The organism is Trinickia sp. NRRL B-1857 (genome assembly GCF_050470685.1).
In the GTDB taxonomy this organism is placed as follows: Bacteria; Pseudomonadota; Gammaproteobacteria; order Burkholderiales; family Burkholderiaceae; genus Trinickia.
Window position 1 is genome coordinate 2521491 of sequence record NZ_JBFLUK010000001.1, and the last position, 15567, is coordinate 2537057.

At 63.9% G+C, this 15567-nt stretch carries 16 protein-coding genes; 5 read left to right on the forward strand and 11 right to left on the reverse strand.

Annotated features, from left to right (window positions below; translation table 11 throughout):
- Genes AB1286_RS11235 through AB1286_RS11245 form a run of 3 tightly spaced genes read left to right on the forward strand, consistent with a single transcriptional unit; the run spans position 1 to position 2874 of the window.
- A complete protein-coding gene (locus AB1286_RS11235; RefSeq protein ID WP_430363356.1) occupies positions 1-426 on the forward strand; it encodes a DUF6691 family protein in 426 nt (141 codons plus the stop codon).
- A gap of 15 nt (positions 427-441) precedes the next feature.
- Entirely contained in the window at positions 442-2040 is a 1599-nt protein-coding gene (locus AB1286_RS11240; protein WP_430363357.1) for a beta-lactamase hydrolase domain-containing protein, read from the forward strand.
- 15 nt (positions 2041-2055) lie between these two features.
- Positions 2056-2874 (forward strand): sulfite exporter TauE/SafE family protein, encoded by an 819-nt coding sequence (locus AB1286_RS11245; protein ID WP_430363358.1) that lies wholly within the window; start codon positions 2056-2058, stop codon positions 2872-2874.
- Between the two features lie 87 nt (positions 2875-2961).
- Here the strand turns inward: AB1286_RS11245 and AB1286_RS11250 are convergent, their stop codons facing one another.
- From AB1286_RS11250 to AB1286_RS11275, 6 genes are read right to left on the reverse strand one after another with little or no spacing between them, the layout of a single operon-like run.
- On the reverse strand, positions 2962-3750 hold the full coding sequence (locus tag AB1286_RS11250) for a c-type cytochrome (RefSeq protein ID WP_430363359.1): 789 nt from the start codon (positions 3748-3750) through the stop codon (positions 2962-2964).
- Entirely contained in the window at positions 3747-5372 is a 1626-nt protein-coding gene (locus AB1286_RS11255) for a b(o/a)3-type cytochrome-c oxidase subunit 1 (RefSeq protein WP_430363360.1), read from the reverse strand. Before AB1286_RS11255 ends, AB1286_RS11250 begins: the two co-directional genes overlap by 4 nt.
- Entirely contained in the window at positions 5362-5931 is a 570-nt protein-coding gene (locus AB1286_RS11260) for a cytochrome C oxidase subunit II (protein WP_430363361.1), read from the reverse strand. The genes AB1286_RS11255 and AB1286_RS11260 overlap by 11 nt, the downstream gene beginning before the upstream one ends.
- Before the next feature lie 9 nt (positions 5932-5940).
- Positions 5941-6123, reverse strand: a complete 183-nt coding sequence (locus AB1286_RS11265) for a hypothetical protein (RefSeq protein ID WP_430363362.1) — start codon at positions 6121-6123, stop codon at positions 5941-5943.
- Between the two features lie 12 nt (positions 6124-6135).
- A complete protein-coding gene (locus AB1286_RS11270; RefSeq protein WP_430363363.1) occupies positions 6136-7416 on the reverse strand; it encodes a c-type cytochrome in 1281 nt (426 codons plus the stop codon).
- On the reverse strand, positions 7413-8024 hold the full coding sequence (locus AB1286_RS11275) for a c-type cytochrome (RefSeq protein WP_430365040.1): 612 nt from the start codon (positions 8022-8024) through the stop codon (positions 7413-7415). The genes AB1286_RS11270 and AB1286_RS11275 overlap by 4 nt, the downstream gene beginning before the upstream one ends.
- Before the next feature lie 588 nt (positions 8025-8612).
- On the opposite strand from AB1286_RS11275, the gene AB1286_RS11280 reads away from it, so the two are divergent.
- The gene (locus tag AB1286_RS11280) at positions 8613-9413 is read left to right on the forward strand and encodes a helix-turn-helix domain-containing protein (protein ID WP_430363364.1); all 801 of its coding nucleotides are present in this window, start codon (positions 8613-8615) and stop codon (positions 9411-9413) included.
- 157 nt (positions 9414-9570) lie between these two features.
- Positions 9571-9762, forward strand: a complete 192-nt coding sequence (locus AB1286_RS11285) for a glycine zipper 2TM domain-containing protein (protein WP_430363365.1) — start codon at positions 9571-9573, stop codon at positions 9760-9762.
- 91 nt (positions 9763-9853) lie between these two features.
- Here the strand turns inward: AB1286_RS11285 and AB1286_RS11290 are convergent, their stop codons facing one another.
- From AB1286_RS11290 to AB1286_RS11310, 5 genes are all read right to left on the reverse strand, one after another.
- The gene (locus AB1286_RS11290) at positions 9854-11014 is read right to left on the reverse strand and encodes a porin (protein WP_430363366.1); all 1161 of its coding nucleotides are present in this window, start codon (positions 11012-11014) and stop codon (positions 9854-9856) included.
- Between the two features lie 140 nt (positions 11015-11154).
- Positions 11155-12474 carry a sulfate adenylyltransferase subunit 1 gene (locus AB1286_RS11295; RefSeq protein ID WP_430363367.1) on the reverse strand — a complete coding sequence of 440 codons (1320 nt, stop codon included), beginning with the start codon at positions 12472-12474 and terminating at the stop codon, positions 11155-11157.
- A 38-nt stretch (positions 12475-12512) separates the two neighbouring features.
- Positions 12513-13475, reverse strand: a complete 963-nt coding sequence (cysD, locus tag AB1286_RS11300) for a sulfate adenylyltransferase subunit CysD (protein ID WP_430363368.1) — start codon at positions 13473-13475, stop codon at positions 12513-12515.
- Between the two features lie 48 nt (positions 13476-13523).
- Positions 13524-14312 carry a sulfite exporter TauE/SafE family protein gene (locus tag AB1286_RS11305; RefSeq protein WP_430363369.1) on the reverse strand — a complete coding sequence of 263 codons (789 nt, stop codon included), beginning with the start codon at positions 14310-14312 and terminating at the stop codon, positions 13524-13526.
- Between the two features lie 125 nt (positions 14313-14437).
- Positions 14438-15553, reverse strand: coding sequence for a sulfotransferase family protein (locus AB1286_RS11310; RefSeq protein WP_430363370.1), 1116 nt, complete (start codon positions 15551-15553; stop codon positions 14438-14440).
- Positions 15554-15567: the final 14 nt, after the last annotated feature.

Here is a 15567-nt window from a genome sequence, read left to right on the forward strand (position 1 = left end):
ATGCTCGCTCTCTCCGCGTTCGCCGCCGGCTTGCTGTTCGGCCTCGGCCTTATCGTCTCTCGCATGGCCGATCCCGAGAAAGTCCTCGGGTTTCTCGATCTGGCCGGACGGTGGGATCCATCGCTCGCGTTCGTGATGGGCGGCGCCGTCGCCATCGGGGCGCTGGCCTTCGCGCTCGCCCGCCGTCGCAACACGAGCCTGCTCGGCGCGCCGATGTCGTGGCCGGCCGCCACCGGCCTCGATCGCCCGCTCATTGCCGGCAGCGCGATGTTCGGCATCGGCTGGGGACTCGCCGGCTTCTGCCCGGGCCCCGCGCTCGTCGCCGCCTCGAGCGGTCAGCCTAAAGCTTGGTTTTTCGTTCTCGCGATGCTCGCGGGAATGGCGCTTCATTCGATTTACACGCGCCGCATTGCCGCGCGTACCTGATTGGGAGATTCGTAGATGGCGACGCAATTCGTGCGACACGATCCAACCTTCTCGACGAGCGGCCAGATCGCCCCCGAGGATCTTCCGGCGATTGCAGCCGCGGGCTATCGCTCCGTGATCTGCAATCGCCCCGACGGCGAAGGCGGCCCCACGCAGCCTACCTCGCAAGCCGTACGCGAAGCGGCCGAACGTGCGGGGCTCGCGTTCGCTTATCTCCCGGCCGAACCCGACCGCATTGCGCCGGAGCAAGCGCAGGAATTCGGCCGCCTCATGCAAACGCTGCCGAAACCGATCCTCGCTTACTGCCGCACGGGCAACCGTTCGGCCGCGCTGTACCGGATGGCGAATACCGCCGAGCCCGTGGAAGCCGCGCCGACCGTCGCACCCGCCTGTACCTGGGACAGCACGTTCGACATCGTCGTAATCGGCGGCGGCTCGGCCGGCATCGCCGTGACGGCGAGCCTGCTGCGCCGCCAAAGCGGCCTGAAAATCGCCATCGTCGATCCGCGCGACACGCACGATTACCAACCGGCTTGGACCCTCGTCGGTGGCGGGCTGTTCGACGTGCGACGCACGCGCCGCCCGATGAGCGAAGTCGTTCCCAAAGGCGCAACCTGGATCCGGGCCGCCGTCACGCGGATCGAGCCCACCGAGAACCGCTTGCGGCTCGACAACGGGCAGACGCTGCCGTATCGCGACCTCGTCGTCGCGCCGGGGTTGCGGCTCGCATGGGAGCGCATCGAAGGGCTCGAGCAAGCACTGGGCAAATATGGGGTGACGTCGAACTATCGTTACGACTTGGCGCCGTACACGTGGGATCTCGTGCGCTCGATTCAAAGCGGCTCGGCGCTGTTCACGCAACCGGCGATGCCGATCAAGTGCGCGGGCGCGCCGCAAAAAGCGATGTACCTCGCGTGCGATCACTGGCGACGCGCGGGCGTACTCAATCGCATCAACGTCGAATTCAACACGGCCGGCGCCGTCTTGTTCGGCGTTGCCGCATTCGTGCCGTCGCTCATGAAATACGTCACGCGCTACCGCGCCAATCTCGCGTTCAGCTCGAATCTCGTCGCGGTCGACGGGCCCGCCAAGGTCGCGCATTTCGACGTGACGAACGCCGAGGGCGTCGTCTCGCGCGTCACCAAGCCGTTCGAGATGATTCACGTCGTGCCCCCGCAGGTCGCGCCCGATTTCATCCGCGACAGTCAACTCGCCGATGCGGCGGGCTGGTGCGAGGTGGATCACGCCACGCTGCGGCATCCTCGCTATGCAAACGTGTTCGCGCTCGGCGACGTCTGCTCGGCGCCGAATGCCAAGACGGCCGCCGCCGCGCGCAAGCAAGCGGTCGTCGTCGCCGAGAATCTGCTCGCCATGCGCGCGGGGCTCCCTATGCCGCGCCGCTACGACGGCTACGGTGCCTGCCCGCTGACGGTCGAGCGGGGCAAGGTGGTGCTCGCCGAATTCGGCTACGGCGGCAAACTGCTGCCTTCGTTCCCGCTCGATCCGACCCGGCCCAGCACCTTCGGCTGGCTGCTCAAGGCCAAGCTGTTGCCGTGGTTCTACTGGAACGGCATGCTCAAGGCCCGCGAGTGGCTCACTAAAACGTCGGTTTGACGGGGCGGTGCGACTATGACGGATCCGCACGCAATCAGCGCCGCGCTCGGCTCGCTCGTCGGTTTGATTCTCGCGTTGACGGGCGCGGGCGGCGGCATCGTCGCCGTCCCGCTCCTCGTGTTCGGGCTCAAGCTCGACGTCGCCACGGCCGGGCCGATCGGCTTGGCCGCCGTCGGCATCGCGGCCGCGCTCGGCGCGTTGCTCGCGTTACGCGAAGGGCGCGTGCGCTACAAAGCCGCCACCTTGATGGCCGGCGCGGGCGCCATCGTCTCGCCGCTCGGCTTGTCGCTCGCCCGCCGAGTACCCAATGCGCCGCTCATGCTGCTCTTCGCGCTCGTGCTGCTTTACGTGGCGGCGCGCATGTTCTTGCAGCAGCGCTCGCGCGGGCAGGCGAGCCGGCCCGCGCGCACGACGCCGGCCCCTTGTCATATCGACGAAGTCCGCGGCAAGCTCGCTTGGACGATGCCATGCGCTCGCGCGCTCACGTTTTCCGGCGCGATCGCCGGATTGCTGTCGGGATTGCTCGGGGTGGGCGGAGGGTTCGTCATCGTTCCGGCGCTGCGGCGCATCTCCGACATTCCGATCGAAGGCATCGTGGCCACGTCGCTCGCCGTAATCGCGCTCGTATCGACGTCGGGTGTCGTGGCCGCAAGCGTTAGCGGCCACATGGCGTGGACCACCGCGCTGCCGTTCACCGCGGGTGCGATCGCGGGCATGCTGGGCGGACGCCTGATCGCTAAGCGCCTAAGCGGTGCTCACATCCAGCGCGGCTTTGCCGTATTCGCCGGCCTCATCGCAATCGCGATGATGGTCAAAGCGTCGTCGATCATTTGACGACTCGGCTGCGCCCCAAAACAAAACGCGACGCTTGGAGCCGGTTTCGGCACCCAAGCGTCGCGTTCGTATCGATCGATGCGAGCGTTAAGGCTGGCTCGAATAGTAGCGTGCCGCCGCGTCGATCTCGGCCGGGGTCATTTGCCTGGCGACATTGCGCATCTGCTCGCCGATGTCGTTGTGACGATCGCCCGCCTTGAATCCTTGCAGTTGCGCGCGGATGTAGGCTACCGGTTCTCCTTCCAGCCAGGGCGCACCGGTCTTGTGGTCGGCCGCGCCGTGACACGACGCGCAAGGCGCGATGTTGCGCATCGGCGAACCGGTCGCGACGATTTCCGGCACGGGCTGGTTCGCGGGGTGATAGCCCACGAGCTTCGGCAAGCTGGCGTAGTACGCGGCGAGGTCGCGCATGTCCTGATCGGACAGCGTGCCCACCATCGGGCTCATGACCGCGTTCGTCCGCGCGCCGCTCGCGAAGTCCTTGAGCTGCTTGTAGATGACGGTCTCGTACTGGCCCGCCAGATTCGGCGAGTTCGCTTGGCTGACGCCCTGCGGGCCGTGGCACATCGAGCAGCGCAGCGCGAGCGTCGCACCGCGTCCGATCGAGAGTGCGTCGGCGTGTTCGAACATCGTCGGGGTGACGACGACCTCGCTCGTCTTCACCTTCGAGGTGACGGGCGTCGATACGAACCACTGCTGCGGCACGCCGGCCGCGCTACAAATCGCGTTCCAGATTCCCGTGAACTGCGAATCGGTTTGCACCGAAGGCAGCCAGATGAAACCGATTAGGATCGAAACGATGGCGACCCCCGCGGTCAGCCCGACGCTGACGGTAAACCAGCGGTTGCGCAGCGAGAACAGGCGTTCGTTGCTCATCGCGGGCCTCCCATGTAGATCGCCGGTACCGACGTTTGCTTGAGCGCGACCAATTGCGCGATCGGATAGCCGTAGTTGACGACGGTCAGCGCGATCATCAGCGCAACCCACAAGCCGAAGCTATTGAGCGCAACGGGTAGCGTCGTCGGCGGATGCACCGCGGTGGCGAATTCGAACTTCGGCTGCGAGCCGGGTGCGCCGCGATGGCCGCGTGCCAATACGATGAAGAACAGCACGGCAGACACCACGAGGATCAGTGCGCCCACGACCGACATATCCACCGTGATCGCCTCCGGCGCGATCGCCGGATTGCTGTAATCGAAGTAGGCCATCCGTCGCGGCATGCCGAGAATCCCGGCGTAATGCCACGGGAAGGTCGTCACGATCATGCCGATGAACCAGAGCCACAGTTGCCAGCGCATGAGCTTCACGCTGGTGAGCGCGCGGCCCGTCAATTGCGGCCACAACTCATAGGCGATCGCGAAGTACATGATCACGATCGCGCCGCCGAAGATCAGGTGGAAGTGGCCCGTGATCCACTGCGTGTTGTGAATCGTGGAGTCGAGCTGGTAGCTCATGTTGATCAGCCCGCCGGCGCCGCCGAAGCCGAGCATGACGAACGAGAACGCGACGGCCAACATCATCGGCTCGTGCCACGGCAGCACGCGCAGCCAACCGAACGGGCCGCGCCCGCCGCGCAGTCGTCCCGCGATCTCCACCGAGGCGCAGATCGTGAAAACGGTCAGCAACGTCGGCACCGAGACCAGGGCCGTGAACACCGATTGCAGAAACTTGAAGCCCGAACCGACTTGCGGATCGGCGAACAAGTGGTGAATGCCGATCGGCATCGCGATGACGAGGAACATGATGAACGAGATGCGCGCCATCGCATCGCTGTACAAGCGGCCGCCGACGGCGCGCGGCACGAGCGTGTAGTAGGCGATATAGGCGGGCATCAGCCAGAAGTAGACGATCGCGTGCAGCGTCCACGAGAAGAACACGCGGGCGAGGCCCGAATCGATCGTCGATTTGAGACCGAGCGCGACCGGCAGGATCTGAAAGAGAATCTCGATCGCGGCGCCCACGGCCGTCCAGGCCCACAGATACGAGCCGGCCACGTTAGCGAACATCGCCAGCGGCACCGGCTTGCCGGGGTTCGCGCGCTTCCAGGTGCGCAGATTGATCGACATCAGCGCCACCCAGATCCACGAGCCCACCACGACGAGCACCACGCCGATGTAGTAGAACGCGTTGCCGACCATCGGCGGATAGAACGTGTAGAGGACCGAAGCTCGGCCGAGCGCGACGGGAATCACCGCCATCACCGAGCCCACGGCGACGAGCCACCATCCTAGCCACGCGAAGCGCTTGCCGACGAGCGGCTGATCGAGCGACATCTCGCTGATCGCATAGCCGAAGCCCATCGCGATCAAGGTCGGAAACACGTAGCCCATGACCGAGCCGTGCGCCGTGACCGAGCGGTAATACAGCTCCGGCTCATGCAACCACGCATGCATCGGGCTGCGCACGTACATCTGCCAGGCCCCGAGCAACAGCGCAACGCCGAAAGTCGCGAAGGCGAACCAGAAGTGGGCCAGTACGAGTCGTTTGTTATTGAGCACAGCTAAGCCTCCGCGCGTTGGCCGCGAGCGTATCGAATGCGGCGCGATCGAGCACCTTCACGTGCGCCCACATGCCTTCGTGGCCGGTGCCGCAGTATTCGTGGCACGGCATCAGGTGTTCGCCGCTCGTTCCGAAACTCGTCTTGAAGGTCGAGACGTACCCCGGCTCGACCATGGAATTGATATTGGTATCGGCGATCAGGAAACCGTGCACGACGTCGGCGCTCGTCACGCGGAACGTGATCGGCGTATTAGCCGGCACGACGATGCACTGAGGCGTGAACGAGTACTGCTGCGCGACGATGCGCACGGTGACCGAGCCATCGGTCTCCACCGCGCTGCCCAGATTGCTTTCGATGAATTCGCCCGACACGTGCAGTGTCGTGGGATCGATGGTCTCGACACGCGAGGGCGGCATCATGGCCCAGTGCAGGCCCGTATAGACGACCATCGCAACGAGCAACAAGATGATGCCGACGGCAACCGCCGCCCATTTGCGCTCGACGCGCGCCGCAACCGCTGCGCTGCCGCCGTGGCTGGAAGAAGGAGTATTCGACATGTCGCTCGCTCAGTGAATGACGCCGCGCGGCAAAAAGACCAGGAAGTAAAACGCGAACCAGAGCGCCACGACGATGGCGGTGGCGATACCGGCCACCGCGATAGCCCCCGCCGGCCCTGAGCGCACGATTTCGTCCACCCGCTCCATCTCGGGGTCGTTGGCGCCTTGATGCGCCTCGTTGTTCGGATTCATGGCGTCCTCGATTCAATAAAGCGGTGCGGAGCGCAGCGCGTTGGCGTCCTTCGCCGCGACCGGCGTGCCGTGATTGCCCCACGCCGTACGAATGAACGTGACGACCGCCGCCACTTCTTCATCGGACAGCGACTGCGCGAACGGCGGCATACCGTAGGGCGAGGGGTTCTTCGCGGTGCCCGGCGCATAACCGCCGTTGAGCACCATCCGGATCGGATTGACGGCAGACGTCATTTGGATCGACTGATTGTTCGCGAGCGGCGGGAAGTCGGGCAGCTTGCCCTCGCCATGCTTGCCGTGGCAGGTCGCGCACTGGGCGTCGTAGATCTTCGAGCCCAGTTGCGAGAGCAGGTTGCGCTCTTCACCTGAGACTGCGCTCTTTCCGTTCGGGCTTTCCCCGCCGTGCTGCGGCAACGACTTCAGATAGACGGCCATCGCCTTCACGTCGTCATCCGAGAGGTATTGCAAGCTGTCGTAGACGACTTCGGCCATCGGGCCATAGACGGCGCCGCGCTTGGAAGTGCCCTTTTGCAACAGGTCGGCGATATCCGCGATGCTCCAATCGCCGAGCCCGGCTTCCTTGTTCGACGTCAGCGACGGGGCATACCAGTCCTGCATCGGGATCAAGCCGCCCTCGAACGCCTTGGACTCGGAGCTGCCGCCCAGTGCGTTGATCGCGGTATGGCACATCGAGCAATGGCCGAGGCCTTGCACGAGGTAGGCACCGCGGTTCCACTCCACCGAGCGCGTAGGCTCGGGCTGATACTCGCCTTCGCGGAAGTAGAGCGTGCGCCAGCCGAGCAGCAATTCGCGGTTGTTGTAAGGGAAGCGCAGCTCGTGCGGCCGGTTCGGCTGGCGCACGGGCGGCACCGAGCGAAGGTAGGCGAAGATCGCATCGGAGTCGGCGCGCGTGACCTTCGTGTATGCGCCGTAAGGCATGGCCGGGTAGAGCAGCGAGCCGTCGCGCGAGCGGCCCGAGTGCATCATTCGGTAGAACTCGTCGGCCGTCCACGTGCCGATACCGGTCTCGGTGTCGGGCGTGATGTTGGGCGAGTAGAGCGTGCCGAACGGCGTCGGCATCGGCCGGCCGCCGGCGAACAGCTTGCCGGTGGGTTGCGTATGACACGCGATGCAATCGCCCGCGCGCGCTAGATACTCGCCTTGTTTGACGATGTCCGAGGTGGGGCCTTGAGCAAATGCGAGTGCGCTCGATGCGGCAAGGACGAGGCCCGCGCCCACGCGTGCGAGGGAGCGTGAAAAAGAAAGGATGGCTGGCACGAAAGACTCCGTCATTGCGGTTCGCTGCCGCAACGCAGCGGCATCTTCAAGCTTCCCGCCGAGGCGAACGCGGGATTGGCCGCACCCGGCGAAGCCGCGAGCCACGCGGCAACGGCCGTGATGTCGTCGTTCGTCAAACGCGAGGCGACTTCATGCATGCAGTCGGGTGCGAGCGATTTGCGCGTGCCGTAGCGCCATGCGCCGAGCTGGGCGCTGATGTAGTCGGCGTGCAACCCGAGCAATCCGGGAATCGCCGGCTCCATGCCCGTGAGCGCCGCGCCGTGGCAAGCCGCGCAGGCGGGGATCTGCTTGCTCGGATCGCCCGACTTCACGAGTTGCTCGCCGCGCGCCAGCAGCGGGGCGGCCACGGCTGCCGTTACGGGAGGCGGGTAGGGCGGACGCTGCGCCGCGAAGTATTCCGCGATCCGGTGCAGATAGGTATCGGGCAAGTAGGCGAGCAGGTAGTTCATCGGCGGGTACTGGCGCCGCCCGTCGCGAAACGCGGCGAGCTGGTTGTACAGATACCCCGCCGGCTTGCCCGCCAACCGTGGAAAATAGTCGTTGTCGGTGCCTTGGCCTTGCGCGCCATGGCAGGCGGCGCACGCCAACACACGGGCTTGCATGGTATCGGGCGCCCGCTCGGTTTGCGCGTCTTGCGCGTGAGCGGCCACCCCGAGAAGCGCCGTGAAAACCACAGCACCGATTTTTCTTTTAAGCATCACGTCATCGTCTCCGGGGACACGAACGATATACGGCGCGCCGACGGCGTCTAGCCCTTGGCTTGCAGCGGTGCGGACCGGAACGGCAATGCATCTTTTCGTAGCTGTGCCGTCGATTCTAATCAATGCAGACGAAAACGGAAGCACGGCATGCGTCAAGAGCACGCATTCGAATCGCGGCCTTAAGGCCTCATCAGCGACTCGATCGCCAAAACCGCGCAATTACAACAGATGCGCGTGACATGCGATTTGATTTGGATCATGTCCGATATCGCCTTGCCTGGCCTACCATCCCGTCATGCGACCGTTGGCCGCGCCGCATACGCGTGACAAAACGGCCGCGACGCAAGAAGCTAGCCGTAACGGCCGTTGTCGCAGGCTCGAGCGGTTTATGTAGGTATTCCCCTACACCCGCGTACGAATTCGCCTACACGACGCTCGTCTACAGACGATGAGTACGGTCGCGTTTATCGATGCAACAGGAGAATACGAATGTTCGGCAGCCCCGGAAAACAGAACGCGGCCACTCAGGGTAGTGCGCCCATCGAGATCTTCCCGGAGCCGGTGGCGCGTCCTCGGTCGCTTGTGGGCGGAACTTCGTCTTCCTGTAAGAGCTGTTCGCTCAGGCCCGTGTGCGCCGTGAATCCCGACGAGCTCGCGTGCTCGCAGCAAATGGAAGACTTGGTGCTGGGCTACCGGCATGTCAAGAAAGGCGAGGCGCTATATCGCTTCGGCGACGTCTTCACCAATCTATACGCGGTCCGCACGGGCTCGTTCAAGAAGGTGACGCTATTGGCCGACGGACGCGAGCAAGTGACAGGCTTCTATGTGTCGGGAGAGTCGCTCGGCGTGGACGGCATCGCTAACGATCACTACGCGAGCGATGTTGTCGCCCTCGAGGACAGCAGCGTCTGCGTCATGCCGTTCGATCTGCTCGAGTTGCTGACGCGTGAGGTCAAGGCCGTCCAGCACCACGTGTTTCGTATGCTAAGCGCCGAGCTCGTGCGCGAAAGCAACTCGATGATGCTGCTCGGCACGATGACGGCCGATGAGCGCGTCGCCGCGTTCTTGCTCGATCTATCGAGCCGCTGGCAAGCACGGTCGTATTCGGCAAGCGCATTCGTGCTTCGAATGACCCGCGAGGAGACAGGCAGCTTCCTCGGTCTTAAGCTCGAGACGGTCAGCCGGACGCTGTCGCGGTTTCAAAAGCAAGGACTCATTCAAGTGCATGGAAAGGAAGTGCGGATCCTCGACTTCGCCGGATTGAACGACCTCGTCCACCGAGCCGCGTAGTTCCGGCATCACCGCCGTTTTCTCGCCCCGTCAAGCCGAAGACGGATGGGTGCCGCGCCCCGGCACGAAGCTTGCGTTGTGATCGTTTGCTTATCGCAACCTTACATGGGGCTCGATCGAGCGTCGACGCGCTACGTCGAGCCGATGGGAGACGATCATGAATCGATTAGGACGACTAAGATTTGTTTGCGTGGCCGGCGCGGCCGCGCTTGCGCTGTTGACGGGATGCACGCTCGGCGGCGCGGCTGTCGGCGGTGTCGCCGGCAATAAGCTGACGCACGGCAGCACGCTAGGCACCGTGGGCGGCGCGGTGGCAGGCGGCGTCGTCGGGTACGAGCTCAGCAAATAACGGATTCGCATTGAAAAAAAGGGGGCGCTCGTGGCGCCCCTTTTTTTTGCATTCGGTAGACGGCAACCGCCGTCTACCGCTCACACGTTCATTAGAACTTGTGACGAATACCCACGCGCGCGGCGATTTGCGATTGCGAGTTGCTGCCCGACGGGCCGAAGTAGCTCGTCGAATCGCCGACTTGCGCTTGCAGCGGTGCACCGCTGGCGTTCGTGCCCGAAGCGTCTTGGTACATGCCGAGCACGTACACGTCGGTACGCTTGCTGAGCGCGTAGTCGAGGCTCAGGTCCACTTGGTTGAAGTGACCCGAAGTCAGATCGGCCAAGTGCATGTACGTGTAGCCCAGACCTGCCGTCAGAGCCGGCGTGAACGAGTACTTCGCACCTGCTTCATAGGCGTCGAACACGAGGTTCGTCGAACCCGTGCCCGGCGACTGCACGAGGCGCGTATTCGTCCACAATGCCCAGAACGCCGCCGGGCCCATCAGGTAGCGAGCGCCCACGCCGAACGTGCGCAATTCCTTGATGTTCGCGGGCACCGTCGCGTTCGAGATCGACGTCGTGATCCCCGCTTGCTGGCTCGGGAAACGGATGTCGGTGTAGGCCGCGCCCACGCCAATCGGGCCGGCTGCGTAGTTCACGCCGAAGCTATACGAGCGAGCCGAGCCACCCGAGTTCGTCGCACCCGTGCCCTGTGCACCGGCGAACGCGCCGGCTTGATTCGAGAAGCCGTACAACGCACCGAACGTCACGCCCGAGAAGTTCGCGCTTTGGAACTTGATCGAGTTGTCGATACGGCTCGACGTCAGTTGGTCGAGGTCGTTGATGTGGTAGGCGTAGTTGCCTGCAACGGTGTTGCCACCCGTCGTGTAGTTGGACAGCACGTCCGTCGACAGCGAGTACTGGCGGCCGAGCGTCACCGAACCCATGCCGTCCTTCGCGAGACCGACGAAAGCTTGACGGCCGAACTCACGGCTGTTTTGGCCCAGCGTACCGTTACCGCTGTTGAAGCCGTTTTCCAACGTGAAGATCGCCTTCAGGCCGCCACCCAAATCTTCGCTGCCCTTGATACCCCAACGGCTGCCTTGCGCAACGCCGTCGTCGTACTTGTACAGGCTCTTGGAGTTCGCCCCGGCATGGTTGACGTAGCTCACGCCAGCGTCGATCAAACCGTACAGCGTAACGCTGCTTTGCGCGTGGGCGGCAACACCGATGCTGCCAAGCACGGCAGCCACGAGAATACGTTTATTCATCATTTCTCTTGAGTGGTCTTTGTTAGTTAGTAGCGGTAACGCCGGGGCGAATTCTTGCCGATTTCCCCAGGCCGTTTATGAACTTTTTGTTTAACGTGGCGAAATGTCCACACTGATTATTTCGATTTCAGCAATATAGTTTATTCACATATCGCACGAATCATCCCCGCCGCAACCGTATGGTGCGTGGCCTCGTCAATCAATACGAATGCGCCCGTCGCGGCGTGTGCATCATAGGTATCGCACACGAGCGGCTTTTGCAGCGTCACAGTGACACGCCCAATGTCATTCATTTTGAAGTTGCGTATGTCGCTCATCGTCGACAAGGTATGGACATCGAGGATTTCTTGTATCGAGCCGATACGCGCGAACACCGTATTGGTGGTTTGCTTGAGCAGATACTTTCGCTGCGTGGAAAGCGGTTCTTCGTCGAACCAGCACAGATCGGCCTCGAGCTTCTTCGACGGCTGCGGCGCCTCTTGCGCGGCCACGAACGTATCGCCGCGCGAGACGTCCACGTCCTCGGCCAAACGAATCGTCACCGTCTGTCCCGCAAACGCCCGGTCCACTTGCGCCGTGCCGCCGGGCACCGGCGCGATGATCTCGGCCACCGTCGCTTCGCGCGCCGCCGGCAGCACCACGATCGTATCGCCCACGCGCACCTCGCCCGCTTCCACCCGGCCCATATAGCCGCGGAAGTCGTCCGCGCTCGAGCCGTCTTGACGCGCCACCCACTGCACCGGGAAGCGCAACGCCTCGCCCGTGGGCTGCGCCACCGGCAGCGCTTCGAGCACGTCCAAGAGCGGCTCGCCCGCATACCACGGCATGCGCTCGCTCGCCTGCACGATGTTGTCGCCCTTGAGCGCCGACACCGGCACGAAGCGCGCGTTCGCAATGCCCAACTGTCGCGCCAATTCGACGTACGCGTCGCGGATCTCGTTGAAGCGCGCCTCGCTGTAATCCACGAGATCCATCTTGTTGATCGCCACGATCACGTGCTGCAAGCCGAGCAGCTTCACGATCGCGCTGTGGCGCTTCGTCTGCGGCAGCAGCACCGTTTGACCGTCCGGCGTCTTCGTCACGCGCGTCGCATCCACGAGGATGATCGCCGCATGCGCCGTGGACGCGCCCGTCACCATGTTGCGCGTGTATTGCTCGTGCCCCGGCGTGTCGGCAATGATGAACTTGCGGCGCGCCGTGGCGAAGTAACGATAGGCCACGTCGATCGTGATGCCTTGCTCGCGCTCGGCTTCCAAGCCGTCGGTCAGCAGCGAAAGATCGATCTCGTCGCCCACCGTGCGCTTGTTCTTCGCGCGCGAGAGCGCCGAGAGCTGGTCGGACAGCACGGCGCGGCTGTCGTAAAGCAGGCGCCCGATCAGCGTGCTCTTGCCGTCGTCGACGCTGCCCGCCGTGATGAAACGCAGCACGCCGAGGTCTGCCGGTTGATGAGGAGTACTCATGTTCTCGATTCCGTCTTCGATTGTTCGGGTGCCGGGCTTCAGAAGTAGCCTTGCTTCTTGCGCTGTTCCATCGCGGCCTCGGACGCCTGATCGTCCATCCGCGTCGCGCCGCGCTCGGTGATGTCGGTCACCGCCGTCTCGGCGATGATCTTCTCCACGTCGTCGGCGTCCGATTCGACGGGGCACGTGCAGCTGATGTCGCCCACGGTACGGAAGCGCACGAGCACGTTTTCGCTTTGCTCGCCCTCGCGCATCGGCGTGAGCGGCGTGACCGGCACCAGCAGACCGCCCCGGCGCACGATCTCGCGTTCATGCGCGTAGTAGATCGAGGGCAGCTCGAGCCCTTCGCGCGCGATGTATTGCCACACGTCGAGTTCGGTCCAGTTCGAAATCGGGAACACGCGCAGGTGTTCGCCCTTGTGCAGACGCGCGTTGTACAGGCTCCACAATTCGGGACGCTGCGCCTTCGGATCCCATTGGCCGAATTCGTCGCGAAACGAGAAGATGCGCTCTTTGGCGCGCGCCTTCTCTTCGTCGCGGCGCGCCCCGCCGATCATCGCCGTGAAGCCGTGCTGCTCGATCGTCTCGAGCAGCGTCACCGCTTGCGCCGCGTTGCGCGAATCGGTCTCGCGGCGCAGCCGCACCGTGCCGCGCTCGATCGAATCCTCGACGTGACCGACCACGAGCTGCGCGCCGATCTGCGCCGCGCGGCGATCGCGAAAATCGATCACTTCCGGGTAGTTGTGGCCCGTGTCGATGTGCACGAGCGGAAACGGCAGCGTCGTCTTGCGCTGGGCGCCGAGGCCGAACGCTTTCAGCGCCAGATGCAGCACGACGACCGAATCCTTGCCGCCCGAGAACAGCAGCGCCGGCTTGCTGCATTCGGCCACGAGCTCGCGCAGGATGTGGATCGATTCCGCCTCGAGCCAGTCGAGGTGGTCCATGCGCGGCGCCGCTATCGAGGCGCTAGGCGCGTCGGCGGGATAAAGGAGGGTAGACATGATCGTTCTCTTTGCATTCGATGATGAGATTTGAGTTGCGCAGCGCGGCTAGCGCATGCTTCGGTAAGCAATATAAGCGGCGATGAGAAGCAGCAGGGCCGCGAAAACGCGCCGCAGCGCGTGGCCCTTGACGGCAATGGCCTTCGCAACGCGAATCCCGCCGTGGCCGCCGACCACGCCGCCCGCTACCAGCGCGGCGGCGAGCGGCAGATCGACCTTGCCTGCGGCCGCGTAATTGACCGCCGTCGTGGTACCGAATACGACGACCGACACGAGCGAAGAGGCGACAGCCTCGAGCATCGGCACGCGCGCGATGATGTGCAGCGCCGGGACCGATAAAAATCCGCCGCTGATACCGAAAAATCCCGCGACCCCGCCCACGCAAGCGCCCGCGCCGGCCGTGGCGAAGCCTCGGCTCGCCAGGGCCGGCGCCGTCGACGATGCGGATGCCGGCTGGGTGCGCAAGAGCATGAGCACGGCGACGATCGCGACGATCGTCGCGAGCAGCAGCATCATCGCACCGCCGTCCACATGCAGCGACCAGCGCGATCCGGCAAACGCACCGCCCACGCCCGCCGTGGCGAAGACGACGCTCGTGCGCCAACGCACGAGGCCCGCTCGAGCATAGGAGACGAGGTTGACGAGCGCCGTGGCGGCGATGGCGGCCGCTGTCGTACCGATGGCGACGTGCGGGTCGCCGACTTTGACGACATACAGAAGCAGCGGCACCGACAACGTCCCGGCGCCGCCGCCGATGAGCCCCAGCGCGAAGCCGATCGATAGGCCCGATAGCAAGGCAAGCGCGATCTGCGTCTGCAAGGTGAATGCGATCGGCATGAAATGATTTCTCTCAGGTTGCACGGCCGTCCGTCAGCACCCATGCGCGCATTGCGCGCATCGATGCATGCGGCAGGTCTCGGTGCTTTCGTTTAGGTAGCGTTGCGTTGGAAGACGGCGGATCGTCAGTCCGTCACTTCGAACGCCTCGCTCAACTCGTCCAGCTTGACGGGTGCCGAGTCCGATCGCCGCGTACGCGCTTGCGCGCATTGCTCCATCCGTGCGCGTACCGCAGCCAGATATTCGGCGCGATGACGACGCAAGGCGAAGTCGCGGAAATTGGTTCGCTCCAGCGTCTCCCAAGCCCGCTCGCGCGCTGCATCGGAAGCAAGCCGCGCGGATTCGAACGCGGCAGCGTCGATCGTAGCCGTCGCCTCCGTCATGCGCTCGTAGCCATAACGCCGCAGGTAATCGCTCGTCAGCGTTTCGATTACCGCGATCTCGTCCACCGACAAGACCTTTTTGTACTTGTCGATATTGGCGGCGATCGGCGCGAAGCAATTGGTCGACCACAGGGCCGACATGCGCGAAATCTGCCGCGCTTCCTCCGAACGCGAAACGTCTACCATGCTCGGCAAAAACGCGATGCCGAAGAACGCGCAGATTTGTTTGAGAACGGCCGGCTCGTCGGCCAAAAAGTCTTCGTAGCGGATCGTCATCGTCCGCTCGGGATACTCAGTCAGAACCGCATCGGCCGCGCGATGCGCTTCGAGCCAGGTGTGCGTGTTCAGCAGCGTATCGAAGTCGTGAATGATCGCCTTGTTCATCGATGCGATCTGCGCACGCGGATCGCGCACGACGTTCAAAAACAGCATGTCCGGAAATTGCCGCATCAGCGAATCGGCGTAGTGCACGCTGTCGAGCGACTTGTCCATCACCACCCGCGCACCGTGTTGCTCGCCGGCGCGCAGCAGCAGCTCCCATACGATCCGGTGGACGCTGCGCGGCTCGTTGCGAATCGCCTCGAAGATATCCACAGGATCGAAGACGATGCCGGGCCACTTGACCATGCTGGCCGCTTGCAAACCGACGACGTCGCTCACTAAGCGGAAGTAGGCGCGATCGTCCTCGAGGTTGCCGTACAACGGCACGATCGGCATGAAATCGACGATGTGCAGCGGATAGGGCGAATAGAACTCGGGACTGAGATTCAGTCTCAACCGCAACGCATGGCTGCCGCAACGGCGCAGCGGAATCATCAATACCGGCCGTGGTCGTACGCGGTCTCGTTCGATGCTCATCTTTGAATCCTCAC

Excerpts from the sequence above, each read along its gene's own strand:
- AB1286_RS11235 (WP_430363356.1), top strand. The coding sequence starts at position 1 with ATGCTCGCTCTCTCCGCGTTCGCCGCCGGCTTGCTGTTCGGCCTCGGC.
- AB1286_RS11240 (WP_430363357.1), top strand. The coding sequence starts at position 442 with ATGGCGACGCAATTCGTGCGACACGATCCAACCTTCTCGACGAGCGGC.
- AB1286_RS11245 (WP_430363358.1), top strand. The coding sequence starts at position 2,056 with ATGACGGATCCGCACGCAATCAGCGCCGCGCTCGGCTCGCTCGTCGGT.
- AB1286_RS11250 (WP_430363359.1), bottom strand. The coding sequence starts at position 3,750 with ATGAGCAACGAACGCCTGTTCTCGCTGCGCAACCGCTGGTTTACCGTC.
- AB1286_RS11260 (WP_430363361.1), bottom strand. The coding sequence starts at position 5,931 with ATGTCGAATACTCCTTCTTCCAGCCACGGCGGCAGCGCAGCGGTTGCG.
- AB1286_RS11265 (WP_430363362.1), bottom strand. The coding sequence starts at position 6,123 with ATGAATCCGAACAACGAGGCGCATCAAGGCGCCAACGACCCCGAGATG.
- AB1286_RS11270 (WP_430363363.1), bottom strand. The coding sequence starts at position 7,416 with ATGACGGAGTCTTTCGTGCCAGCCATCCTTTCTTTTTCACGCTCCCTC.
- AB1286_RS11275 (WP_430365040.1), bottom strand. The coding sequence starts at position 8,024 with ATGCAAGCCCGTGTGTTGGCGTGCGCCGCCTGCCATGGCGCGCAAGGC.
- AB1286_RS11280 (WP_430363364.1), top strand. The coding sequence starts at position 8,613 with ATGTTCGGCAGCCCCGGAAAACAGAACGCGGCCACTCAGGGTAGTGCG.
- AB1286_RS11285 (WP_430363365.1), top strand. The coding sequence starts at position 9,571 with ATGAATCGATTAGGACGACTAAGATTTGTTTGCGTGGCCGGCGCGGCC.
- AB1286_RS11290 (WP_430363366.1), bottom strand. The coding sequence starts at position 11,014 with ATGAATAAACGTATTCTCGTGGCTGCCGTGCTTGGCAGCATCGGTGTT.
- AB1286_RS11295 (WP_430363367.1), bottom strand. The coding sequence starts at position 12,474 with ATGAGTACTCCTCATCAACCGGCAGACCTCGGCGTGCTGCGTTTCATC.
- cysD (WP_430363368.1), bottom strand. The coding sequence starts at position 13,475 with ATGTCTACCCTCCTTTATCCCGCCGACGCGCCTAGCGCCTCGATAGCG.
- AB1286_RS11305 (WP_430363369.1), bottom strand. The coding sequence starts at position 14,312 with ATGCCGATCGCATTCACCTTGCAGACGCAGATCGCGCTTGCCTTGCTA.
- AB1286_RS11310 (WP_430363370.1), bottom strand. The coding sequence starts at position 15,553 with ATGAGCATCGAACGAGACCGCGTACGACCACGGCCGGTATTGATGATT.